Annotated in this window: 17 protein-coding genes; 13 read left to right on the forward strand and 4 right to left on the reverse strand. The window is 47.5% G+C overall.

Annotated features, from left to right (window positions below):
* Positions 1-30: 30 nt before the first annotated feature.
* From cutA to L876_RS0110825, 9 genes are all read left to right on the forward strand, one after another.
* Positions 31-354: a divalent-cation tolerance protein CutA gene (gene cutA, locus L876_RS0110785; RefSeq protein WP_028763823.1), complete on the forward strand. Its 324-nt coding sequence runs from the start codon at positions 31-33 to the stop codon at positions 352-354.
* Positions 351-2,156: a protein-disulfide reductase DsbD gene (locus tag L876_RS0110790; protein ID WP_028763824.1), complete on the forward strand. Its 1,806-nt coding sequence runs from the start codon at positions 351-353 to the stop codon at positions 2,154-2,156. The genes cutA and L876_RS0110790 overlap by 4 nt, the downstream gene beginning before the upstream one ends.
* Positions 2,157-2,323: 167 nt before the next feature.
* The gene (locus L876_RS0110795; protein ID WP_028763825.1) at positions 2,324-3,946 is read left to right on the forward strand and encodes a cation:proton antiporter family protein; all 1,623 of its coding nucleotides are present in this window, start codon (positions 2,324-2,326) and stop codon (positions 3,944-3,946) included.
* 108 nt (positions 3,947-4,054) lie between these two features.
* Positions 4,055-5,044, forward strand: coding sequence for a TolB family protein (locus L876_RS0110800; RefSeq protein WP_028763826.1), 990 nt, complete (start codon positions 4,055-4,057; stop codon positions 5,042-5,044).
* Positions 5,045-8,212, forward strand: coding sequence for a glycoside hydrolase family 2 TIM barrel-domain containing protein (locus tag L876_RS0110805; protein ID WP_037428453.1), 3,168 nt, complete (start codon positions 5,045-5,047; stop codon positions 8,210-8,212).
* A gap of 79 nt (positions 8,213-8,291) precedes the next feature.
* Positions 8,292-9,719, forward strand: coding sequence for a solute:sodium symporter family transporter (locus L876_RS0110810; protein WP_028763828.1), 1,428 nt, complete (start codon positions 8,292-8,294; stop codon positions 9,717-9,719).
* A gap of 3 nt (positions 9,720-9,722) precedes the next feature.
* Entirely contained in the window at positions 9,723-10,766 is a 1,044-nt protein-coding gene (locus L876_RS0110815) for a UDP-glucose--hexose-1-phosphate uridylyltransferase (protein WP_028763829.1), read from the forward strand.
* Between the two features lie 135 nt (positions 10,767-10,901).
* A complete protein-coding gene (gene galK, locus L876_RS0110820; protein ID WP_028763830.1) occupies positions 10,902-12,068 on the forward strand; it encodes a galactokinase in 1,167 nt (388 codons plus the stop codon).
* Positions 12,069-12,290: 222 nt separating this feature from the next.
* Complete coding sequence (locus tag L876_RS0110825; RefSeq protein ID WP_028763831.1) at positions 12,291-13,328, forward strand: aldose epimerase family protein; 1,038 nt, start codon at positions 12,291-12,293, stop codon at positions 13,326-13,328.
* Between the two features lie 145 nt (positions 13,329-13,473).
* Here L876_RS0110825 and L876_RS0110830 read toward each other — a convergent pair whose 3' ends face one another.
* A complete protein-coding gene (locus L876_RS0110830; protein WP_028763832.1) occupies positions 13,474-13,902 on the reverse strand; it encodes a hypothetical protein in 429 nt (142 codons plus the stop codon).
* Between the two features lie 309 nt (positions 13,903-14,211).
* Positions 14,212-15,228 carry an NAD(P)H-quinone oxidoreductase gene (locus L876_RS0110835; RefSeq protein ID WP_051413081.1) on the reverse strand — a complete coding sequence of 339 codons (1,017 nt, stop codon included), beginning with the start codon at positions 15,226-15,228 and terminating at the stop codon, positions 14,212-14,214.
* 628 nt (positions 15,229-15,856) lie between these two features.
* On the opposite strand from L876_RS0110835, the gene L876_RS0110840 reads away from it, so the two are divergent.
* The gene (locus tag L876_RS0110840; protein ID WP_028763834.1) at positions 15,857-18,868 is read left to right on the forward strand and encodes a M9 family metallopeptidase; all 3,012 of its coding nucleotides are present in this window, start codon (positions 15,857-15,859) and stop codon (positions 18,866-18,868) included.
* 56 nt (positions 18,869-18,924) lie between these two features.
* Positions 18,925-19,431, forward strand: coding sequence for a DUF2059 domain-containing protein (locus L876_RS0110845; protein WP_028763835.1), 507 nt, complete (start codon positions 18,925-18,927; stop codon positions 19,429-19,431).
* A 54-nt stretch (positions 19,432-19,485) separates the two neighbouring features.
* On the opposite strand, the gene L876_RS0110850 is transcribed toward L876_RS0110845, so the two are convergent.
* Together L876_RS0110850 and L876_RS0110855 are read right to left on the reverse strand one after the other, a co-directional pair.
* Entirely contained in the window at positions 19,486-20,172 is a 687-nt protein-coding gene (locus L876_RS0110850) for a single-stranded DNA-binding protein (RefSeq protein ID WP_028763836.1), read from the reverse strand.
* A 78-nt stretch (positions 20,173-20,250) separates the two neighbouring features.
* Positions 20,251-21,618, reverse strand: a complete 1,368-nt coding sequence (locus tag L876_RS0110855) for an MFS transporter (RefSeq protein ID WP_028763837.1) — start codon at positions 21,616-21,618, stop codon at positions 20,251-20,253.
* A 341-nt stretch (positions 21,619-21,959) separates the two neighbouring features.
* Between L876_RS0110855 and uvrA the strand changes: the two genes are divergently transcribed.
* Positions 21,960-24,788 carry an excinuclease ABC subunit UvrA gene (uvrA, locus tag L876_RS0110860; protein WP_028763838.1) on the forward strand — a complete coding sequence of 943 codons (2,829 nt, stop codon included), beginning with the start codon at positions 21,960-21,962 and terminating at the stop codon, positions 24,786-24,788.
* Positions 24,789-24,889: 101 nt separating this feature from the next.
* A complete protein-coding gene (locus L876_RS0110865; protein WP_037428455.1) occupies positions 24,890-25,888 on the forward strand; it encodes a M20/M25/M40 family metallo-hydrolase in 999 nt (332 codons plus the stop codon).
* Positions 25,889-26,057: the final 169 nt, after the last annotated feature.

A 26,057-nucleotide genomic window follows, 5' to 3' on the forward strand; every position in this document is an offset into this window, starting at 1 on the left:
AAAACACTTAATTGAGACCCAAGCATACCAATGTTAGATACCTACCTACTGGTGATGACCAGCTGCCCCGATGACGCGACGGCTCGCACCATTGCCCATGACGTGATCGACGCAAAACTGGCTGCCTGTGCACAAATATCAGCGCCAATGACATCCGTCTATCGCTGGCAGGGTAAAGTCTGTCAAGAGAGTGAAGTCTCTCTTTCATTTAAGTGTCATAAAAGCCTCTACTCGCAATTAGCAGATAAGATCATCGCCCTGCATCCTTATGATGTACCCGAATTGATTGCCACTGAAATTGTGCAAGGTTCGCCCGCTTATTTAGATTGGATAAAAGAAACCACACAACTATGAAAAAATTCCTGTTCCTTATTCTCTCTTCTGTACTCCTGTTAGCGCCAACGGTGCAAGCAGAGGGTATTTTCAGCAGCAATAAATTTGACTTCCTAAAGAATGAACCTAAGTTAATGCCGGTAGACGAAGCGTTCGTCTTCGACTTTAAGCAAGAGGGCGAGCGAGTCAAAGTCAGCTGGGTAATAGCCGAAGGCTATTACATGTATCGCGACAAACTAAAGTTTGAAGCCGATGGCGCCATATTAGGTGAAATTCAATTGCCACGCGGCAAAGCGCATACCGATGACTATTTTGGAGAGCAAGAGGTCTACTACTCCTACGTTGAAATTCCGGTTGCCATCAAAGAAGCCTCGGCAGAGGGCACACTTAATGTGACGTTTATGGGCTGCGCCGAAGGTAAGCTATGCTTCCCACCAACCAAACGCAGTGCCATTCTCAGTGAAGTCGCGCCCAACGACGGCTTGCTACCAGCAGCGACCAGCAGTGACATAGCAACAACGGCGCAAAGCAGCGCCCCGATCACTCAGCAAGATAGCCTAAGCGCCATGCTATCGGGTGACAGCCTGCTATGGACCTTAGTGATCTTTTTCGGCTTAGGCATTGGTTTAGCACTAACGCCCTGCGTGTTCCCTATGTATCCTATTTTGTCAGGCATTATTGTTGGCCAAGGAGAAAAGCTCTCAACCGCTAAAGCCTTTAGTCTATCTATGGTGTATGTCCAAGGTATGGCTATCACCTACTCACTACTGGGTTTAGTGGTGGCGTCAGCTGGGATGAAATACCAAGCGGCTTTGCAACACCCTGCTGTACTCATCGTATTAGCTATCTTATTCTTCGTTCTCAGCCTATCTATGTTTGGTTTATATGATCTCAAACTGCCCTCTAGCTGGCAGGAGAAAATGAACCGCTTCTCAAACAATCAAAAAGGCGGCAATGTAGCAGGCGTATTTTTAATGGGCGTGATTTCAGGGCTTGTGGCTTCACCATGCACCACGGCGCCATTATCTGGTGCCTTAGTCTACGTGGCACAAACTGGAGATTTAGTACAAGGTTTCCTTGCACTCTACGTACTAAGTATGGGCATGGGCTTGCCACTACTTGTCATTGGTTCCTCGGGCGGTAAGCTACTTCCAGGAGCTGGTGCATGGATGGATGTGATAAAGACCTTCTTCGGCTTCTTGCTCATCGCCGTTTCGATTGTGATGATTGGCCGCATCTGGCCGGGTTTAGTGTCTGATCTTATGTGGGCACTGTGGGGCGTCACCCTCGCTGGTTACCTGATGCACCAAAACAAACAGACTGAGTTTAACTGGAAACAAACCGTTCGCTCAGTCAGTTTGCTATTACTGCTGCTGGCAAGTTTCTCTTATGGTTTCCAAGCCATGATGAGTAGCTTAGGCTTTCAATCCCATGGTGCCATGAATACAGAGCAAGGGGTCACGCATAAAAAGATTAAATCGTTAGCAGACCTAGAAAATGAAATCGCCGCGGCCACAGCCCAGGGCAAACCCGTGATGTTAGATCTGTATGCCGACTGGTGTGTAGCCTGTAAAGAGTTTGAAAGCATCACCTTTAAAGATAGCGCTGTGCAGCAACGATTGTCTCAGATGGTATTCTTGCAAGCTGACGTCACCAAAAATGATGCGGTTGATGTCGCGTTACTTGAGCACTATGACGTACTCGGCCTACCCACACTGTTGATGTTTGACAGTCAGGGACAATCGCGTGACGAATTACGTGTTACTGGCTTTATGAAACCAGAGGCATTTGCTAACCATTTAGATCTCTTACTAGCAAAGTAACCTAGCGTTATTCATAACAAGCCTCCGCAAGGGGGCTTTTTTTATGGCGATGCCTCACCTACACACTGATAATTTATCTCCATGATCGATACAAATTTCATTTATAGTTAACAGAAATCTTATACAATAAGAGGTATTTAGTTCTTCCTGCCATAAAAAGGATTGTCATGGAACCCGCTATACTCATTATCACCTTAGCTTGTGGCATGCTAGTCAGTCGTGTTGGATTGCCACCCTTAATTGGCTATCTGGTAGCTGGGTTTGTCCTGTTCTTATTTGGTATCGATGAATCAAGCTTACCTCTGCTTGAGCAGCTGGCCAATCTCGGTGTAACGCTGTTGTTATTTGCTATTGGTTTAAAGCTCGATATTCGTAGCTTATTTAAGGCCGAAGTCTTAGCAGGGTCCAGCCTACACTTGATGGCATCGATGCTATTTTTTATTCCTCTGCTTAAAATCTTAGGTTTACTGGGCCTAGAGCAACTCACGGGACTAGGATTACACCAACTGGGTTTATTAGCCTTTGCCTTGAGCTTTTCCAGTACTATCTTTGCCGTAAAAATCCTTGAAGATAAGGGTGACATGCAGTCATTGTATGGTCGTGTGGCCATCGGTATTTTGATTATGCAGGATATCTTCGCCGTCGCCTTCCTGACCATATCAAAAGGAGATATCCCATCGATTTGGGCCTTAGGACTGTTATTACTGCCTTTTGCTAAACCTATTATTTATAAAGCCTTTGACCGAGTCGGCCACGGCGAACTCTTGGTACTCTTTGGCCTGGTGATGGCGTTAGTATTAGGTGCTGGACTGTTTGAGCTTGTGGGGCTAAAACCTGACCTAGGCGCCCTGATCATCGGTATCTTACTGGCTGGCCACGCCAAATCCTCTGAGCTAGCTAAGTCGCTGTTCTATTTTAAAGAACTATTCCTCGTCGCCTTCTTTTTAACCATTGGCCTTAATGGTTTACCAAGCTTTTCAGACATCGGGCTTGCATCCTTGTTAGTGATTATTGTGCCGATCAAAGTGGTGCTATTTCTCTACCTACTCACCTACTTTAAACTGCGCTCACGCACCTCGCTATTGAGTTCTATTACCTTAGGTAATTACAGCGAGTTTGGCCTAATTGTGGCAGCAGTAGCAACAAGCAAAGGCTGGCTGCCACCACAATGGATGATCATTCTAGCCGTGGCCTTAAGTTTAAGCTTCCTCGTTGCGGCACCGTTTAACACCGCATCGAATCGGTTATACCAAAAGTTTCAGTCTCGGCTGCAAAAGCTTGAACGTCATCCACTGCACCCTGAAGATAGACCTATTCGCGTTGGTAACCCTCGCTTCTTAATATTAGGCATGGGACGGATCGGTAGCGGTGCTTATGACGAACTCGCCAATAAGTTTGATGGTGAAATTCTCGGTATTGAGCACAAACAAGAATTGGTCGATTTCCATAAAGATGCAGGCCGTAACGTGGTTAAAGGGGATGCCTCTGACACTGACTTTTGGGAGAAGCTCGACAAGGCTCCTAACCTAGAATTGGTGCTATTAGCGATGCCACACCATATCGGTAATCAGTTCGCCGTAGAACAGTTAAAGCGGCTCGATTATAAAGGAAAGCTCAGCGCTATAGTGCAATACAGCGAAGATGCCCTCTCGTTAAAAGATTCGGGGGTCCACAGTGTATTTAACCTCTATGAGGCTGCGGGGGCGGGTTTTGTTGATCATGTAATTCAAGAGCTTGAATCAGGTCAGCAGCATGAGGCTGATATTGCTGTCGAGACACAGAACACGTAATTAACTCGACTTTATGTAGTTATCCAACAAAAACTTAAATTGTATACATTATCCTAACAATCTTGTATTGTACTTGCCATCCTGCGTTTAGATGGGAAGTACAATACAATGCAAACAACACATCTACCCACAAAAGTCACTCGTTTATCGTCCCTTAAGGGGTTGATTAATGCCCTTACAGAGCGAAGCTACCTTGCGTTTTGCGCCATATTGGCCAGCGTTTATCCGCCTGTTTCTGCCTTAGCCAATGGCTATGACATCTGGCTCTACCCGTTAGAAGTTAACTCTAATGCCACCCAGCCTTGGGCATTAGGCCAAAAGGTAGCCATCACTAACCGTACCGGTTATGACAATCAACCCAGTTTCAGTGCCGATAGTCAGTCGTTACTATTTACCTCTGATCGCGGCAGCCAACATAATGATATCTATCGCTATCATATTGGAAACGCCAACCTAGAGCAGCTCACCCACACGCCTACAGAAAGCGAGTACTCACCACAAGCCAGTCGCAATGGAATTCGCTATGTTGTGGAACAAGGTGTTCCCCATCAAAGTGTGTGGCAACAAACCGAGCACCCTGATGGATGGTCACCGCGTGAGCGTGGCATTCAGTCGATGATCCCTTCTGGCTACTATGCCACGCACGAGCAACTAGGCACCCTCATCTGGGCACGTTATGTCTACAGTCTCTACTTTGAGCCACTAGGTGCTAGCGCCGATGAACGCCATTTTGTCGTCGCTGGTGCAGGGCGTAGCATCCACGTGATGCCGCAACAAAACGCGTTTAGCTATCTACATAAACAGCCTGATGGCGATCGGGTAATTAAACGTTTCGAGCCAATTAGCAACACTCACCAAGCACTTATCTCTGTGAAACAGGGCAGCGAAGATTATGGCTGGAGCAGTGACGGTTGGATTTTTAACATTGAGCAACAAACACTAAGGGCGTGGAAGTACCAATCACAGCCCAACAATAATCGATGGCAGATGGTGACAGAGCTTGTGGCCCCTACGCCATACCATCACTCGCCTTCACGTGTCGCTATCAGTCCCGATAGCCGTTATATCGCCATCGTCTGGCAACGCAAGGAGCACTAAATGACGACCTTTCTTCGTGCAGCCACTTGGCTTACCTTAATCACCCTATCTTTACCTTGCGCATTATTGGCTGCAGCAGAGCGCTGGCAAGACCATCAGGTTTTTGAGGTGAATAAATTAGCCCCCCATGCCAGCTTCTTTGGTTATGAAAGCCAAGCGTTAGCAGTCATCGATGAGCCAACAGCCAGTGATAATTACCTAGACCTCAATGGTCGCTGGGATTTTTACTTTGCTGATAACCCCTCCTCCCCACCAAAAGATTTTGCCCTTGCAACCATAGATGCAACCCAATGGCAGTCGATTCAGGTGCCTGGCAACTGGGAAACCCAAGGTTTCGGTAATGCCATCTATCTTGATGAGCGCTACCCATTTGAAATTAAGTGGCCAAATGCCCCCACAGAACATAACCCTACCGGGTTCTATCGAAAGCTCATCGAGTTACCCGCCAGCTGGCAGGACAAGCAGGTTTTCTTTCATATTGGGGCGGCACGCTCCTCACTCACCCTGTATATCAATGGACAAGAGGTTGGTTACAGCCAAGGGGCGAAAACTCCTGCTGAATTTGATATTAGCGCCTACCTCAAGCCAGGAAAGAACCTGCTGGCCATGCAGATCATTCGTTGGAGTGATGCCAGTTATCTAGAAAGCCAAGATATGCTGCGCATGAGTGGTATTGAACGCGATGTATATCTTTATGCCACCCCCAAGCAGCGCATCGAAGATATTGCATTCACCCAACAACTTAACGCATCGCTCGATAGCGCCAGTTTCGACATCAGTTTGAATACCGTCAATCATGAGGCTAACACCACTTACCCTGCACAGCTGCATTATCAATTGACCGCGCCAAATGGCACCCTAGTCGCCAAAGATCAGCAAGCGGTGTCGTTGTCGGATAGGCAACAGCTACAATTTGTTGGACGCCTTGATGCGCTAAAGCTTTGGAGCGCCGAGACGCCGCATCTATATCAACTGTTGGTCACGCTTACAGATCAATCAGGCAACCCCTTGCAAGTGACGAGTCAGCAGATAGGGTTTCGCCATGTAGAAATAGAAGCGGGTCAGCTCAAAGTCAATGGTCGCGCTATTACCATTCGCGGTGTCGATCGCCACGAAACTGATCCAGATACCGGCCACGTGGTGAGTCGGAAGCGGATGCTACAAGATATTCGTTTGATGAAACAAAACAATATCAACGCCGTGCGCTCGAGCCACTACCCGAATGATCCCTATTGGCTCAAACTCACTGATCGATATGGCTTATATGTGGTCGACGAAGCCAATATTGAGTCGCATCCACTGGCCATTGATGAAAAAACCCAACTGGGTAATACCATGAGCTGGTTGCCAGCACATCAGGCACGTATTAGCCGCATGGTTGAGCGCGATAAGAACCATGCTTCAGTGATTATCTGGTCACTGGGTAACGAAGCTGGAGAGGGGAAACTTTTTGCAACACTTTACGACTGGATAAAGCAGCGTGACCCAAGTCGCCCAGTGCAGTATGAACCTGCGGGTCAACACGCCTATACCGATATCGTTGCGCCCATGTACCCATCCATTGAGCGTATCGAAACCTACGCCAAGGCCCATAGCGACCGCCCGCTGATCATGATTGAATATGCTCATGCCATGGGCAACTCAGTAGGAAATCTTCAAGATTACTGGGATGTCATTGAACGCTACCCACAGCTTCAAGGCGGCTTTATCTGGGATTGGGTCGATCAATCGCTGGCATTTACTAACGCCAATGGCGAGCGTTATTGGGCCTATGGTAAGGATTATGATCCTGACATGCCAACTGACGGTAATTTTTTAAATAATGGCTTAGTCGATCCCGACCGTAATCCTCACCCACACTTGAGTGAAGTGAAAAAAGTCTATCAACCGCTGCGCTTCAAAGAGGTGGTGATCAATAGTGATTGGATTAACTTTACCCTTGAAAACCGCTATGACTTTATCGATACCCAAGGTCTAGTGTTAAAATGGACTGTCGAGCAAGATGGTAGTCAATTTAGCAGTGGTATCATGCAGATGCCAACGATAAAAGCAGGTCTATCTAAACCGCTAAAACTGCCATTAAATCGCACTAAATTTAACCGTCACTATGAATACCAATTGCGACTAGAGGTATTAGTCGATAAACCTCAACCTTTACTGCCTAGCTTTCATCGCATCGCATTTGGCCAGTACCCGTTACAGCAAGCCAGCAATCAACCCCATGCCTTAGCAGAGGCGATAATCCAGCAAGACAAATTCTGGCAGTTAGGCAATGAGCAAACCCAGTATCTCATCTCTAAAAGCAGTGGCTGGCTTACCGATATCACCCAAGATGGCCAGTCGCAACTCAGCGCGCCTTTGATGGTTAATTTTTGGCGAGCACCAACGGACAACGATTTAGGCAACCAAATGCCCCAATGGGCTGGCGCATGGCAAGATGCCGCAAAAGAGCTAAAGCTACAGTCAATTAAACGCCTAGATCGTTACACCATTGAAGTGCTGCAACAACATCCTTCACTGGAATTTACCCTCAGTACTCGCTACCAAGTCAGTACAGACGGACAGTTGCTGGTACAAAGTCAATTTAGCCCAGGGAGCATTGAACTTGCCGACCTGCCCCGCTTTGGTTTTCAAACACAACTCCCCTTTAGCCAGCGTTATATGCACTACTTCGGCCGAGGACCAGAGGAAACTTATGCCGATAGAAAATCAGGTAACCCTGTGAGTTGGTTTGTATTACCCATCGAAAAAGCCTTTCATCGCTACTCTCGCCCCCAAGAAACAGGTCAACGTACCGATGTCCGCTATGTCGCCATCACCGACGCAAACGGCAAAGGCTTGCTGGCCAAAGCAGCCAATACAAAAACGCTACAAACCAGCCTGTGGCCGTTCGCTCAAGCCGATATTGACTTTAGACAAGGCGACGCTTCCGGCTCAGCCTCAGGTCTTGTGCCCGTTACAGCCAATCATGGCGCTGAAATACCGACTCGAGAATTTGTCACGTGGAATATCGACCATAAGCAGATGGGTGTTGGCGGCGATACATCATGGGGTCGGCAGGTTCATCAACCTTACCGCATTAAAACCGAACCTATGCAGTTCAACTTCAGTATTGAGCCCTTAGCACCGAGCAGTGATATTCAACAGCAAGCAAGAACAAAAGCTTAGGAACTGGCAAGTCACCGCGCCTAAAGTCAGTTATTGATAAAGCGCTAGGTGAAGAGACGAATAACAACAAAGGATAGACATGGAACAGCTAATTCAGATTGCGATATTTTTTGGGCTAACGGCACTCGTCGGCATAGTCACCTATATTAAGTGCCGCAAGGTTACACGAGATAACAGTGACAGCCGTGACTACTTTCTCGCAGGTGGTGGGCTGAGCTGGATTGTGGTGGCAGGCTCATTGATGATGACGAACATCAGTGCCGAACAGATAGTGGGAATGAACGGCGCGCAAACCTTGCTGATTGCATGGTGGGAAATTGCCGCAGCAATCGGACTCATCATCCTAGCGAAGTGGCTGATCCCTATCTATTACCAATATAACTGCACTACAACCACTGAGCTGCTGGAGCGAAAATACAATGACAAAGGGATCCGTGCGATGGTCTCTGTACTGTTTATGCTCGGCTATGCCTTCATTCTTCTACCCGTTGTACTTTATACCGGCTCACTATTTATGAAGTCGATGTTTAACCTCAGTATTTCAGTGACCATGCTGTCTTTAATCTTCGCGATTGTTGGCGCAATATATGCGATTTTTGGCGGTTTACGCGCCATTGCGATCTCTGACAGCCTTAACGGTATTGGCTTGATCTTAATGGGGATTGTAGTCTCCTACCTCGCAATGCATGCTATCGACTTTGATCTCTCTGGCATTCCACTCGAACGCTTAACCTTAGTGGGCGACAATGATTCAGATATCCCTTGGCATACCCTACTTACAGGCATGATCTTTATCCAAATTTTTTATTGGGGGACTAACATGGTGATCACCCAGCGAGCGCTGGCGGCAAAATCAGTTAAAGAGGCCCAAAAAGGCTTATACGCGGCCGTAGTGATGAAGCTGATAATTCCACTCATTGTGGTACTTCCAGGCATTGTAGCCTTTAAACTGTATGGCGATGTGGGCGATGTCGCTTACGGTAAATTAGTCGGCGATATTCTTCCTAGCTGGATGTCAGGAGCGTTTGCGGCGGTCCTCGCTGGCGCGGTGCTGAGCTCGTTCAACTCTTGCCTCAATTCAGCCGCAGCACTTTATACTTGCGATATCCATCAAAACTACATCAATGCCAATGCCGATGTACGAAAAATCGGTACGCGAGTGGCGCTCATTTTCACATTAATTTCAGTCGCTTTGGTACCCGTTTTTGCACAATCAGAGAGTATTATTGCCTTATTGCAACAGCTGAATGGGCTTTACTCTATGCCGGTGCTGGCAGCCTTTATTTGTGCCTTGGTCTTCAAAAATGTCAATGCAAAAGCGATAAAATGCGGGCTAGTGTTTGGCGTGCTCCTTTATGCCATATTCACTTTTGTTTGGAGCCCACTGCACTTTATTCATTTAATGGCACTAACCTTGGCCGCTACCATCATAGTCACATTGGGATTAAGCCAGTTTGTCTTTGGTCAGCAATCCAGTCACCATCAACCGATCCCGGCGGCAGAGTAATTGATGAGCGAATTTGATCCGACAGAGCACCCGCAACGACGCTTTAATCCACTCAATGGTCAATGGGTATTGGTGTCGCCTCATCGGGCGAAACGCCCATGGCAGGGGCAGCTTGAAACCCCAAAGTTGCCCGCAAACGTTAGCCATGATCCTGAATGCTATCTTTGTCCTGGCAATCTGCGTATCAACGGCGAACGTAATCCGGACTACACACAGCCCTTTGTGTTTACCAACGACTTTGCGGCATTGGCCGACAACACCCCAGAGTACAAGAATGATGATCCACTCTTTGGTATGCATTCGGTATCTGGCACTAGCCGAGTGATCTGTTTCTCTGCCGATCACAGTAAAACCTTGCCTATGCTCAGTGAAGCGGAATTAACCCAAGTGATAAAGGTGCAAGCTGAACAAGTTCAGCAGCTAAGCAAGCAGTACCCTTGGGTTCAAGTCTTTGAAAACAAAGGTCAAGCCATGGGCTGCTCAAACCCTCATCCCCATGGTCAAATCTGGGCCGTCAGTGAACTCCCCAACGAAGCCCAAGCAGAGAGCCTCAACCAACTGGATTACCTCAACAAGTATCGGCGCTCCTTGCTACTTGATTATGTGGAGCGTGAACTTAACGCGGGTCAGCGGTTGGTTATAAGTAACGATGACTGGGCGGTGGTTGTCCCTTGGTGGGCGACCTGGCCATTTGAAACCCTTATTTTACCAAGGTTTGGTGTCGGCCATCTGCACCAACTCACTGCATCACAACAGCTCAGTTTAGCCGTGATAATCAAATCTCTGATGACCCGTTACGACAACCTGTTTCAGACCAGCTTCCCTTATTCAATGGGATGGCACGGCACCCCCTTTGATGGTCAAGACCACCCTGAATGGCAACTGCATGCACATATCTATCCGCCGTTACTGCGCAGTGCCAGTGTGCGTAAGTTTATGGTGGGCTACGAGATGTTAGCTGAATCGCAGCGCGACTTAACACCAGAACAGGCTGCTGAGCGTCTACGACAGCAGAGTGAGCAGCATTTCCAACACCCTAATAGTTAAAAACTCAGTTACATAGCGCACAGAGTCGTGCTACAAAATTGACAAGGAACGAATCACGGCGTCAAACGCCGTAGAAAATACTGTGGTCACTAGTGAGCACAGAGTGTGATAACTTTTTCTGAGAAGCTAGAAAGCATGTCGAATCCCGCACAGCGCGCCAACAAACTATTTGTGCAGACCTTTGGTACTACTGCCGATGATCTTTATCTCGCGCCAGGACGTGTCAACCTGATTGGTGAACACACAGATTATAATGATGGCTTTGTATTACCTGCTGCAATTAATTTTCACACCATTATCGCGGTAAAACGCCGTGATGATGATACCTATAGAGCGGTATCGGATGCGTTCCCTGGTAAAATACACAGCTGGCAATTTGGTCAAGAGGGCCAGATGAGCCCAGATGATGGCTGGATAAACTACCTTAAGGGATTTACTGCCGCCATGGCGGCTTCAGGACTGCCAGCCAAAGGGTTAGACCTTGCCGTTGTCGGTAACGTCCCGCTTGGTGCAGGCCTCTCTTCATCGGCAGCGTTAGAACTTGCTTTTGGCACTGCTGTAAATGATTGCAGTCAGTTACGCCTGTCACCATTAGCGGTGGCACAAATGGCGCAACGCGGCGAAAATCAATATGTGGGCTGCGCCTGCGGCATTATGGATCAGATGATCAGTGCCCTAGGTGAACAAGATCATGCGTTGCTCATCGACTGCGAAGATCTCGACAGTGAACCTGTGCCTATTCCTGAAAGCTTAAGCCTTATCATCGTCAACTCCAATGTGCAACGTGGACTTGTCGACTCAGAGTACAATCTACGTCGTGAGCAGTGCGAAGCGGTCGCTAACCATTTTGGCGTCGAGAGTCTGCGCCATGTTGAGCTCCATGCACTTGAAGCTGCCAAGTCGCAGCTCCCAGAGGTTAACTATCGCCGCGCACGACACGTGCTAACCGAAAACCGTCGCACTCAAAATGCCGCCCATGCCTTACAAGCAGGTAATATCAGCAAACTCAGTGAACTGATGGCACAATCTCACGCCTCGATGCGAGATGACTTTGAGATCACCGTCCCTGAAATTGATTCCTTGGTTGAGATTATCGCTACAGTAGTGGGGCAACAAGGTGGAGTAAGAATGACGGGGGGTGGTTTTGGTGGCTGTGTGGTGGCACTCGTCGACCATGAGCTCACCGACGCAGTGGTTGAAGCGATTGAAAGCCAATATCAGGCCAAAACCGGTATTGAGCCCACCGTCTACTTGTGTTCTGCAAGCGATGGCGCCACGCGCTTAGATGAAGAGTTGTACTAAAGGCTGCTAAGTAAAATGATTTTTGTTAGCGCTTTTGGCCTCTGGCTGAGTCATGGTCAACAATAGCCCAGCTTCCTTTAACTTACTGACTCGACATATAAACGCGGCTGTAGACACTGTGCTAGTACAACAATCCATAGAATACGTATTCACCATCTCTTATCAGACAAAATAGATAAACTGGGCCTAAATAGCTCAGTTTGTTATCAACAAGGACAGTGTATGGTTCGCTTTCGCCCGTTAGATGCTTGGATAGACCCTAGAGGAGGCTCAATTGAGCGTATTAATATCGATAACGGCATCATTGCCATAGAGGTATTGAGCCTTGGCGGTATTATCCGCTCACTGTGGACACCCGATAGAGAAGGCGAGCGAAGCAATATCGTATTAGGTTGCGATAGCGCTAGTGATTACTTAACCCAGCAAGCCCATCTTGGTGCTATTGCGGGCAGATATGCCAATCGCATTGCTGGCGCTAAACTCTCCCACCAAGGCACTGACATTATTCTTGATAATAATCATCAAGATAATTGCCTTCACGGTGGCAAAGAGGGTTTTAATCGCAAGCAATGGCATATTGGCCAACTCAGCGATGGGGTGCACCTCTCATTATTGAGTGCCGATGGAGATATGGGGTTTCCCGGTAACTGCACTGTGCAGCTCGACTACCGACTGGTTGCTAATAACCTGTACGTTGAAATCTTAGCTGTCAGTGATAGGGCCTGCCCAATAAGCCTTACTCAGCACAGTTATTTTAATTTGCAAGGCAGCAGCGGCATCACTAACCATAATCATCTACTCAGCAGCCCTAGCCGTCACTACTTGCAGTGTAATGAGCAAGGTATTCCAACAGAGATAGCCAAAGTCGATGGTACCATCTTAGACTTACGCCAAGGGCAAACCATGGCAGAGATTCAACAAGGATTGGCCCATACTGCCACCAAGGGTATAGATCATTGCTATTTAACGGGTAATACCGATAGCAAAGAACTCACTTACTTTGGCGCGCTAAGTGACGCCACATCTGGCAGGAAGATGAGTCTCTACACTAACCAACCGAGTGTGCAAATTTACGGAGCCAATTTTTTGCACGGTACCATAGGTAAGCATGGTGACAAATTAGCATCTTATCAGGGGGTTTACCTTGAACCTCAGCAACTTCCCGATGGCCCTAATCAGCCCCATTTACCGGGGAAAAGTTGGTTCGAAGCAGGTGAGGTATATCATCACATCAGTCGCTATCAGTTTGATACCTTCTAGGGACTTGGACTGGGGGAAATATTGAAACACATAATACCGAGCAGTCTAGCAAGAGGGTGGCAATATTGCGGCCTACTCAACAAGGGGTTTAGGTAGGGGGTCTAGCGCACTAGACCCTCATACCTAAACAGCTGATCACAAGGCTTTATGAGCGGTCATCGTCATCAGACCAATCATCAAAACCATCATCGAGACTATCGACTTCTAGCTCAGCAGTCTCATCGTCATCAGCATCAACCTCCGGCTCGGGCTTCGCTTTTTTAGGTGCAGGAGTAGGCTTAGCATGAATGGCTTCTACCCAACCCGCATGTTGCTGCATAAAGCTGTCTCGCGTCACCAACCAGTTAGCTTCAAACTCAGCCTTGGCAGTCTTAATCTCTTCATCATTGAGGTCGTGTAAATTGACCTTAACGATATCTTCAGCATACTCAATCACCGCATCTCTGAGCGTATTATAAAAATAGACTCGCCCAGCAGAGGCTTCAGGAAAATCCTTGTCATGGATAAGGATTGTATTACCTCGAACAGTGCGAAGTTCACCATACCAAACAGGTTCTTTAGACGTGTTATACATATATGCTAATACCCTTAAATCAACACATACCAACTGAAAATTAGTAAGCCAACAAATGTCCGCTTAGTCGTTGTCATTGCGGGAAAATACTTACCCCCAATAACCCTCACATTCTTAATAATTAGCGACAGAAATCAATAGCCAAATGGATCTAATTTATTCGATTGCTAGCAATTTGTGCACTGTCCCCTTACTAGTAACGAATTTAGCCGAACAAATCAGTTATTCAAGTTTTTTTTGCGTTGACCAACTTCATTTTTCCAAACGTTTCTGCTGGCTAATGGAATCGCCATGCACAGTAAACTCGCACTAGCCCATTGAAGGTAGCTTTAAGACTAACTTGCCTCGATGCTCTCCAGACTCCAACAACTTATGTGCCTCGACCACATCATCAAAATTAAACTCCGCAAAAATGTGGGGCGTTAATGAAGTTGCGTTGCCAGTAAATAATGGCCACACCTTGTCTAATAATGCCTGAGCAATACCTGCTTTAGCTTGCACCGATTGCGGCCGTAGCGTCGCCCCCGTCCAGGTAATACGTTTGCTCATTAAGCGAAATACATCAACATTAGCGGTCACACCACGTTGCAAGGCAATGGTCACCATTCTCCCCTCTTCAGCTAATGCCTTAAGGTTGAGATTAATCAGATCGCCAGCCGCCATGTCGAGTACTACATCGACACCGCCGTCCGATGCCGACAAGATCTGTGAGAGTAAATCATCATCATGATAATTAAAGGCAAAGTCAGCACCTAAAGATCGGCAATATTCACACTTATCAGCACTACCAGAGGTGGTAATGACCGTCACCCCAAACTGCTTTGCTAATGTAATAGCGGCTGAGCCAATACCACCTGAGCCACCATGGATAAGCAACGTTTCACCAGCCTTTAGCGCTCCCCGTATAAACAGGTGACCCCACACGGTAAAGAATGTCTCTGGTAACGCGGCTGCTTGTGCCAGTGTCAATCCCACAGGGATTGGCAAACAGTGGCTCGCATAGGTGGCAACCAGTTGACTATAGCCGCCTCCAGGCACTAACGCGCACACCCTATCGCCAACTTGCCACTGTGTCACTTGCTTTCCAATGGCCACAACCCTTCCCGATACCTCTAACCCCAACACATCGCTGGCTCCTCTTGGTGGTGGATAAAGCCCTTTACGCTGAGCAATATCGGGACCATTTACCCCTGCATAAGCCACCTCAATCAACACTTGTTCGTCGAGTAACGATGGCACAACACCGTCAGTGAGATAAAGCGACTCCGGCCCACCTGGTGAATCAAATCTTGCCTGCAAATTTTGTGTTTGATTTGCACTACGCATCGCGTTCCCCTCAATGTGACTGACCAAGTATTAACTATTTGCGCAAGTTAACCCGTTATTTTGCTCACTACAACCGCTATTTCAGCTCAAAATACCTTGCGCAGTGGCGCAGTCTAACTTTGCTTTTTCTCCTTTAATCCTAATGAGTATCAGATTCTAGCGATGAGACTTCTCAGGCTAAGCGTTATCACTAAAAATCCAACGATCTAGCTAATAAAAATTCAACAACTCCTCATCAACATTCTTTAGTTACTCAGCACAAAGCAAAAATCATAAATTATTTTTGCGATAGAAATTGTTATTTCATCGGCTAGGCAGAGGCTTTAAAACTCTTTATAAAGCAACCGACTATTCATTACTATTGCGCAAAAAACACCATAAATAAGCGCAAACCAATGGCGCAAAAAAACAACCCGGATATTGTATATTATATATTTATAGATATATTGTTAATTAGTTGTAACAGCTCTAGGATTTAAAATGTGGTCTCTTCGACGCACTTTGACATCACGTCAATCGATGTTTTCGGCGAATAGTTAAACCTGATCTGTATAGAGATAACAAGACCTGCTCAGCAGGCTAGCCACTTTGTTGCAGACAACAAAGTCATTTAAATTATGGAGATCTCATGAAACTAAAACTATTGGTCGTTGCATTAGGATTGGCTACCGCTACTGGTATTCAAGCCCAAACAGAGGTTTTACCCGCCTTGCAAACGTTTACCCCTCAGGTAGACACCAACTCACCTTGGCTAACATCAACAACGCCTATGGGCGCTCCAGGAATGGTTGGTCCAAATGGTCCTGCCGCCGATGAAGACTGCAGCAGCTTTATTGGCCTTAGCGGTGGTCCACTCGTAACAGCGGTCGCTAGCGCCAATCCGCAATGTGTGAGTCCGCTCTATAACCTAAAAGGCGCGGACGCAACCGCACTCTTTAGCGAAGCAAATATGCGCTCAATCGCAACAGCAATTCGCGATCGAGGCACCCGCTACAGCGGTACCGATACCGATGGAATTGAATCACTTATCTATTTCCAACGTGCAGCCCTATACGTGCAATTTTACAGCCCAGAAGATGTACCAGCTTATTCAAGTGCTGTCACCAGTGACATCAAAGCTGCGTTAACAAACCTGTTCAACAACAATAATATTTGGACTGCCAGCGAGGCTAACGCAGGCGTGCTTAAAGAAGCATTGATCTTGGTTGATTCAGCCTATCTAGGCGCCGACTTTAATCACATCACTAAAAAAGTACTCATTGAATATAACGCTGATTGGCAAGCCAGTAGGGGCATGAATGCAGCTGCAAATGCCATCTTCACCACGCTGTTCCGCGCACAGTGGGATGATAAGATGAAGGCGTTGTTTGCAACCGATCAAACCATTCTTGATGCCTTAAATAATTTTCAACTCAATCACCGGGATTTATTGGGTACCGATGCTGAGTACGTCCTCATCAACGCAGTCAATGAGATGTCTCGCCTATACTATGTGCCTGAAATGAAAAGCCGAGTAACAACCTTGGTTAAGTCAGTTCTCGACAGCAGCAGTAAAAATGATACGTCAAAAGTCCTCTGGATGGCCGCAGCATCAATGGCCGACTACTACGACCGCGCTAACTGTAACTATTACGATATCTGCGGCTTTAAGACTCAGCTGGAGGCCGACACCCTAAGCTTTAATTGGCAATGTTCTGATACCCTAAAAATGCGTGCACAAAGCATGTACCAAGCTCAGGCTAAATGGGCGTGTGATGTACTAGGTGGGCAGGAAACCTATTTTCACTCAAAGCTAGCCACCAACAATAGCCCTGTCGCCAATGACAACAACAGCGCCTTAGAGCTTATTGTTTTTAACAGCTCAAGTGACTACCAATCTTACGCGGGGACCTTCTTTGGTATTGCCACCAATAACGGCGGTATGTATTTAGAGGGCTCGCCCGCTGGTATTAAGAACCAAGCACGTTTCATCGCCTATGAAGCCCAGTGGCGACAACCCGATTTCCATATCTGGAACCTGCAGCATGAATATGTGCATTATCTTGACGGACGCTACAACTTAGCGGGTGACTTTAGTCGAGGTATCTCCGCAGATACCATTTGGTGGATTGAAGGTTTAGCCGAATATATCTCCTATCGCGATGCCAATACTCGTGCTATCGAAATGGGTGAAACCACCGAATTTGCGTTATCAGAGATCTTCAAAAATAACTACGAATCAGGCCAAGACCGTATCTACCGTTGGGGCTACCTTGCGGTTAGGTTCATGTTTGAGAATCATAAGTCCGATGTCGACCAGATATTGGCTTATCTACGCAACGACCAATACGAAGCCTATCAAACCTTTATGGATAACATAGGTACTCGCTATGATAATGAGTGGCGCGGTTGGCTCACTAGCGGCTTAAGCACGGCCGACAATGGCATCGTCGATCATGGGCCATCAGACAGCGAAGCACTGGCCAGTGGCAGTGAAGGAAACTGGGCGGGACCTAGCTCAACCATCAGCACCGACTACAGTCCTTGCAGCGTAAGCAACGAAGCCTACCGCTACACTCCTGATGCAAGCCTTGCTCTTGATACCCCAATGGAGTGTATTGATTCACAAAATGGCCGAGCTAGTTTTGCCATTGCCAATGTCGATCGCAACAATCAAGATGTGTGGATTAAAGTTGGCGGCGGTTGGGGTGATGCGGATATCTATTACAGCAGCACTGGGTGGGCAAATGGTGAGAACAATGAAGGTTATGGTATAGGCAATGGTAACCATGAGGTGATCAAGGTCAGTCTCAATCCTGACGAGTATTGGCACTATATTACCTTGTCTGGTGACTTTGGCGGTGTCGATCTGCTCATCAGTACCACAGAGGTCTCGGCCGATCCCGATCCCGCCCAAGGTGGCGATAATGGCGGCGGAGATAACGGAGGGGGCACAGATCCTATAGCAGATTGTGGCGTATCGACGCTCAGCTATGGCCAAATCTATTTCGGTCAAGATGAGTGCATCGCTGGCGGTCGCAGTAGCTTCTATTTCTATGTCGAAGAAGATAATACTGCTATCACTGTCACAACAGCTGGCGGTAGTGGCGATGCCAACTTGTATTATCACGCCGATACTTGGCCTGATAACAGTAATGCACAAGCACGCTCGAGCTCTGGAGGAAATAATGAATCGGTTCAAATAGTCGCCAATCGTGGCTGGCGCTACGTCTCGGTAGATTCAGACACCGAGTACAGTGGCGTCACATTATCGGTGACGTTATCGAATGACCATACCAGCCCAGTGGAACCGCCTGTTACGTCGATTGAAAATGCCTGTCTGACCCTGGGTTCACAGGGCGGTGGACGCCTAATCTCAAACCAAGCTATCTGTACTTCCCATGGGGTGAACTACTTCTCAATGTGGATTGACGAAGGTACAAGCCAGTTAGTGGTTAATACCGACCACGGAAGCGGTGATGTCAGCCTTTATGGTGGCCGCAGTTGGCCAAGTGCTACCAGCTATGAGCAAGCGTCAACCAATAGCAAGAGTAATGCTGAGTCGTTTACCGTGAATAATCCAAGTTCTGGCTGGTATTACATCACCATGATTGGCGATGCCACCAGCTCAGGTGTCGCCTTAGAAGCTCGATTGAAATAACCCAACTTGGCCCTAAGCATCCGCTTAGGGCCTTTATCGCTTTTATAGGAGTTGTCATGAAGTCAATTTACTCCCTCACCCTATTACTACTCTTCCTACCGACTGCCAATGCAGACAATCGCAGTCATCAGCTTGCCGCAGAGCAGGTACTACAGGCCACCTATGCTGAACAAGTAGTACCGCAAGCTTTACAACAACTTAAAGCCAGTTACAGCCATATGGTTAAAGACTTACCTTTACATCCATCTCAGGCTCCACTGGAAACGCGGTATCGTCAGCGAGCCTTTTTATTGGCTCAGCAGCAACTCTCTTGGCAGCAACTTAAACCACAATTTATCCAGCTTTACACCGATACCTATACCGAGTCAGAACTGAAAGAGATCGCACAGTTTTACCGCACTGAATCGGGAAAAAAATACTTAAAAAACATGCCCTCAACCTTAAGACAAACCAGCGTCATTGTGCACAAATATATGCAGACCATTCAGCAAGAATTTACCACTATCGTCAATGAACTCGCAGAGCAAGCAGACCTTAAAACACCGCCATCACACGCTCACTAAAAACAAAAAGGCCTGCTGTTAAGCAGGCCTTTCGTGATCTCAATAAACCGTCTGCTAGAACGGGATATCATCATCCCAACCATCATCCAAATCTGGAGTGAAGTTTTGTTGTGGCTGAGGAGCAGGACGCTGTTGCGGTGCTTGCTGCGGTGCAGCTTGCGGCTTAGGCGCATAAGCGGGAGCTGCTTGCTGTTGTGGTGCGTAACCCCCTTGCTGAGGTGCTGTTTGCTGCGGAGCTCCGTAACCTTGCTGTGTTGCAGCAGGTTGTGGCGCCGTAGGTTGAGCTGCTGGCTGCTGTCTGGCAGCTGGGGCACTTTGCTGCTGTGGTGTATACTGGTTTTGCTGCGGGGCATAACCACCAGCACTTTGACCCGTACCACCTTGTTGCTGTCCACCTTGACCACGGCTATCTAGCATCTGCATTTCACTAGCGTTAATCTCAGTCTTGTAGCGATCTTGACCAGTTTGCTGATCTTGCCACTTACTGGTTTGCAGTTTGCCTTCAAGATAAACTTTTGAGCCTTTCTTTAAGTACTCACCAGCCACTTCGGCAAGGCGACGATACATTACAATGTTGTGCCACTCTGTACGCTCTTGCATTTGACCTTGTTGGTCTTTCCAAGACTCACTGGTCGCCACTGTAAAGTTGGCTACGGCATTGCCATTTGGCATGTAGCGTACTTCAGGGTCTTTCCCTAAGTTACCGACCAAAATTACCTTATTGACACCACGACTGGCCATTGAAATCTCCTGCGATATTCTTACAAATCTAAATACAAATTCTGTCTTAGGCGAGCACTAAACTCAAGGCCCAAACAGTTAATTGACAGAGCCTAACACAGCTCGCGCTTCTCTCAAATCGAAATGCTCATCTACTTTTAAATAAGCCACCTTCTCTTCGAGTACCACAATGGCCTCCGCCACCCCTGTTAACTTAGAGAGTGCTGTAGCCATGGCGCGCGCCTGCTCTCTCCCTTCAACCGCAGCCTCTAAAGTGTAGCTCTTTAACAACACTGGATTTTTCATACCAAGCGTTAACAGTAACCAGACAAACATCAAACCTAAAGCCACTGCAAACACACCCACAGCACCTAATAATTGGTACGCTCCACCACCGAGCAAACCACCACAAAAAGCCCCTAAAAATTGACTCGTAGAATAAACGCCCATCGCAGAGCCTTTGTCACCTACCGGGCAAAACTTAGCAATAAGACTGGGTAGCGATGCCTCAAGGTAATTAAAGCCAGTAAAAAACAGCACCACAGCAATGCTCAGCATGATTAAGTTATCGGCATACAATGCCATCGTGGCGAGTGCAGCCATCATAATCAGCAGCGCCACTTGGAATGTGGCCTTGGTATTTTTCTTTTTCACGCCGATGATTATCAATGGCACCATTAAGAAAAACGCCCCCATAAATGCGGGGAAATAGAGCATCCAATGTTTCTCTTTAACCAGTCCGGCATCGACTAAATCCAGTGGCAGCGCAACAAACACTGCCGTGAGGACTAAGTGAAGAATAAAGATACCGGCGTCGAGACGAAACAGTTGTGGATCGCGAATCATCGCTTTCAACTTGGCTGGCGCGGCAACAGTATCGCCTTTAGGCGCCTGAGAAATCGGGGTGGGTACCAGTAATTGCACAATCAACATGCCTAGTAACGCCAGCCCTGCAGTCATGGCAAATAAGCCAGACAAACCAAGATGCTGCGCGACAATAGGACCCACAAGCAACGACAAGGCAAAGGAGAAACCGATACACATACCAATGATTGCCATCACTTTAGTACGCTGCTCATCACGGGTTAAATCAGCGGCTAATGCCAATACGGCTGCAGCAATGGCTCCCATGCCCTGCAGCGCACGTCCAGCCACCACGCCATAAATAGAGTCGGCCGTTGCGGCCACAATGCTACCAAAAGCAAACATCAGCAGACCCAAAAGGATAATAGGCTTGCGACCATACTTATCAGACAAAATCCCCATCGGAATCTGTAATACGGCTTGCGTCAGTCCATATGCACCAATCGCAATCCCCACCCATAATGGCGAGAATCCCTCTAAGTGTTGCCCATAAAGCGCAAACACGGGCATGATCATAAACAAGCCCATCATGCGCAAACCGAATACACTGGCTAACGAAAACGCGACTTTTTTCTCAGTCTTAGACAGTCCATTATTGGCCATTTTTCGCCCTGATCATAATTCATAAATAAGTCGCGCATGTTATCACGAAGATTCGATTCAGCTCAAAAAGAAAAAGCTAAAGATGCGATAACAATGCGAGATTAGCGATATCTTCCAGTGAGTAGCCAGATGTCAGTAGTCAACACGTTACGCGTCGCTTTTCTATGACCTACTTCAATTTTTATGCGATAATCAGTCTCTTTTTTCATTGGTGGCTGTTGAGCTTTACTGTTTCATTCTGCACCGATTTGGTGGCTTGTTAAACAAATCAAAAAGTGCAATAACGTTAGACAGTAGATAAGCCTGCGACATAAACAGACCCTAGACTATCAGAGAGACAGATGGACAAGATTGAAGTTCGTGGGGCGCGCACCCACAACCTAAAAAACATCAACCTGACAATCCCAAGAGACAAGCTGATTGTTATCACTGGTCTGTCAGGTTCAGGCAAATCCTCACTCGCGTTCGATACCCTGTATGCAGAGGGTCAGCGCCGTTATGTTGAATCTCTCTCGGCCTATGCGCGTCAGTTTTTGAGCTTAATGGAAAAGCCTGATGTGGATCACATTGAGGGTCTAAGCCCGGCTATTTCAATTGAGCAAAAGTCTACCTCACATAATCCCCGCTCAACCGTGGGTACGATTACAGAAATTTACGACTACTTGAGGCTGTTGTTTGCCCGTGTCGGTGAACCCCGATGCCCGACCCACAATCTGCCGCTGGCTGCGCAAACGATTAGCCAGATGGTCGACAAAGTGCTGGAGATGCCAGAAGGCAGCCGATTAATGCTGTTAGCACCAGTGATCAACGACCGCAAAGGTGAGCATGTCAAACTGCTAGACAGCCTCTCGGCTCAAGGCTTTATTCGCGCTCGTATCGATGGCGAGGTTTGCGACCTATCAGATCCGCCAACCCTTGAGCTGCATGTAAAACACACCATCGAAGTTGTGGTCGACCGTTTTAAAGTCCGTGACGATATTCAGCAGCGCTTGGCAGAATCTTTCGAAACCGCGTTAGAACTCTCCGGCGGTATTGCCACCGTTGCATCGATGGATGGAGACACCGAGGAACTGCTGTTTTCAGCTAACTTTGCCTGCCCTCATTGTGGGTATTCGATGGCAGAGCTTGAGCCGCGCATCTTCTCTTTTAACAATCCAGCAGGTGCTTGTCCCACCTGTGATGGTCTAGGCGTACAGCAATTTTTTGATGCCGACAGGGTGATCACCAACACTGAGTTGTCGTTAGCTGGCGGTGCAATACGCGGTTGGGACCGACGTAACTTTTACTACTTCCAGATGCTCAGCTCATTGGCAGAACATTATAAATTTGATGTGGAAGCCCCCTACGAACAACTCAGTGATAGAGTGCGTAAAATTGTGCTCCACGGCTCAGGCAAAGAGAGCATCGCCTTTAAGTACATCAACGATCGCGGCGATGTCGTGGTGCGTAACCATCCCTTTGAAGGGATATTGAACAATATGGACAGACGCTATCGGGAAACAGAATCTAACTCTGTGCGCGAAGAGCTAGCCAAATATATTAATACCCAATCGTGCAATAGTTGTGGCGGCTCACGCCTGCGGGAAGAAGCGCGCAATGTCTTTATCGACGATCTCACGTTGCCAATGCTCACCGAATGGTCAATTGGCGAAGCGATGACCCACTTTGAGCAGCTGTCCCTAACAGGTCAACGTGCACAGATCGCTGAAAAGATCTTAAAAGAGGTGCGCGATCGTCTTGGTTTCTTGGTCAATGTAGGTCTTAACTATTTGAGTCTTTCTCGCTCTGCCGATACCCTATCAGGCGGTGAAGCACAGCGTATTCGCTTGGCAAGTCAGATTGGTGCTGGGCTTGTGGGGGTGATGTATGTCCTTGACGAACCCTCTATTGGTCTGCATCAACGAGATAACGAGCGATTACTGCAAACGCTTATCCACCTGCGGGATCTCGGTAATACAGTCATCGTGGTTGAACATGATGAAGATGCGATCCGTATGGCTGATCACATTATAGATATCGGCCCTGGGGCTGGTGCGCATGGTGGCGAGGTGATCTGCGATGGTACGCTTAACGACATCATCAGCTGTAAAGACTCGATAACGGGTCAATACATTTCCGGCACCAAGCAGATCCATATTAGCGAAACTCGGGCCGAGTTCGATCCTAAACAGGTCATTGAACTCTATGGCGCCACGGGCAATAACCTGAAAAATGTCGATCTGACCATTCCAGTCGGTCTATTTACCTGCGTTACCGGTGTGTCTGGTTCAGGCAAGTCAACGTTAATCAACGACACCTTTTACAAGATAGCCCACCGCTTACTTAACGGTGCTACGGTCGATGAACCCGCGCCTTATAAACGGATAGAGGGGATGGAACACTGCGATAAGGTGGTCGATATCGATCAAAGCCCTATTGGCCGCACACCACGCTCAAACCCAGCGACTTATACGGGTATCTTTACCCCAATCCGCGAGTTATTCGCCGCGACTCAAGAGTCGAGAACCCGAGGCTATAAGCCAGGAAGATTCTCTTTCAACGTCAAAGGCGGGCGCTGTGAGGCATGCCAGGGCGATGGCTTAATCAAAGTAGAGATGCATTTCCTACCCGATGTGTATGTGCCTTGCGATAGCTGTAAAAGTAAGCGCTATAACCGCGAAACATTAGAGGTGCGCTACAAAGGCAAAAACATCCATGAAGTGCTAGATATGACAGTGGAGGAGGCGCGCGAATTTTTCGACGCCGTGCCTGCCATTGCGCGTAAACTGCAAACCCTGATGGAAGTCGGCCTTTCCTATATCGGCCTAGGCCAGAGTGCCACCACGCTTTCAGGCGGTGAAGCACAGCGGGTCAAATTAGCCAAAGAGCTGTCTAAACGCGATACAGGCAAGACACTGTATATCTTAGATGAGCCAACAACCGGCTTACACTTTGCCGATATTCAACTCTTGCTTGATGTGCTCCATCGCTTAAAGGCTCATGGCAACACTATCGTGGTCATTGAGCACAACTTAGATGTGATCAAAACTGCCGACTGGATTGTTGACCTTGGGCCTGAAGGTGGCTCAGGTGGCGGCACCATCTTGGTTACGGGCACACCAGAACACGTTGCAGAACATCCCGACTCGCATACGGCACGCTTCTTAAAACCATTATTAACAGACACCTAAACTCAATAAGCCCGCCCTTTTACGTAAGGTGCGGGCTTTTTCTCGCTTTATCGCACAACTCACGCTAGGTTATCCATTAAGTCCCCTTAACCATTATCGCCATGACATTGACCCGTTTTCACTCATTGGTATGTCGAATAAGACTTCCTATCCACGTCTTTACAGTGGCACTGCTCATACTGCTTAATGGCTGCACTAGCAACGGACCAAGCTGCAAGCGCCTATTTGAACTCACTTGGAGTCAGCACTCACCGCTACAGCAAGATGTAACACTCTTAAGTTCAGCAAAATTTGAAGGCAGAAAAACCGGTACCCAAGGGGCCGAATTGACACGGAAATTTCTAATCTCGCGCATGCAATCTATCGGCCTACAACCATGGAACAATACCTATCAGCACCCATTTGAATATGATTATCAATTTGATACACGCCAAGGGGTAAATATTATTGGCGTACTCAACGCAACACAAACCACACAGGATTGGCGAGTAGTTGTGGCTCACTATGACCATTTAGGTAAAAAGGGGTCGCGGCTCTACCCTGGTGCCGATGACAATGCCTCAGGGATTGCTGCGATGCTCGCCATGGCCGCCCACGCGAGTACACAACCGCGCCCCGTCAATATCCTATTTGTCGCCACAGATGCCGAAGAGCCCGGCCTGTTTGGTGGCAAAGCATTGGTGGACCAATTAAAACTTGAACAAAGTAACCCTAATAGTACGCAAATAGAGTTAACGGTTAACCTTGATATGGTGGGTCACCCAGGCAGACCATATTCTATCTATGTAGAGGGGCGCAGAAACTTTACTCAGTTTGACGCCATACAACAACGGCTCGAACAAACAGTTGGCCTATGTGTGCGGGCCAATCATCCACCAGAAGCTGGACGCACGACTCAAAGAGTTGACTGGCTAAGAGCATCAGATCACTATCCCTTCCATCAAGCTCAAATCCCCTGGCTCTATTTTGGCGTCCCCCCCCATGCCGACTATCACCAACCAACTGATAGTGCAAATAAGTTAGATTACAATTTTCTAGCGGCTGTTGCTGAATCCGCTTATGAACTGCTAATAATTGATAGTTATCTTCTAAAGAAATAACTTAATTGACTAGATTCTCTGTGTTTTTTGAAATACTTAACACTATGTTTAATAATGATTTTAACTCATAAATAGAAGCCTTTAATGCCAAATGCTAGTTGTTGGTATGGTAAAATATATAACATCTTGCTATAATAATCGGCTTACTGATTCGTTTTCGGTGCGGGAA

The sequence above is a fragment of the Shewanella colwelliana ATCC 39565 genome, assembly GCF_000518705.1.
GTDB lineage: Bacteria > Pseudomonadota > Gammaproteobacteria > Enterobacterales > Shewanellaceae > Shewanella > Shewanella colwelliana.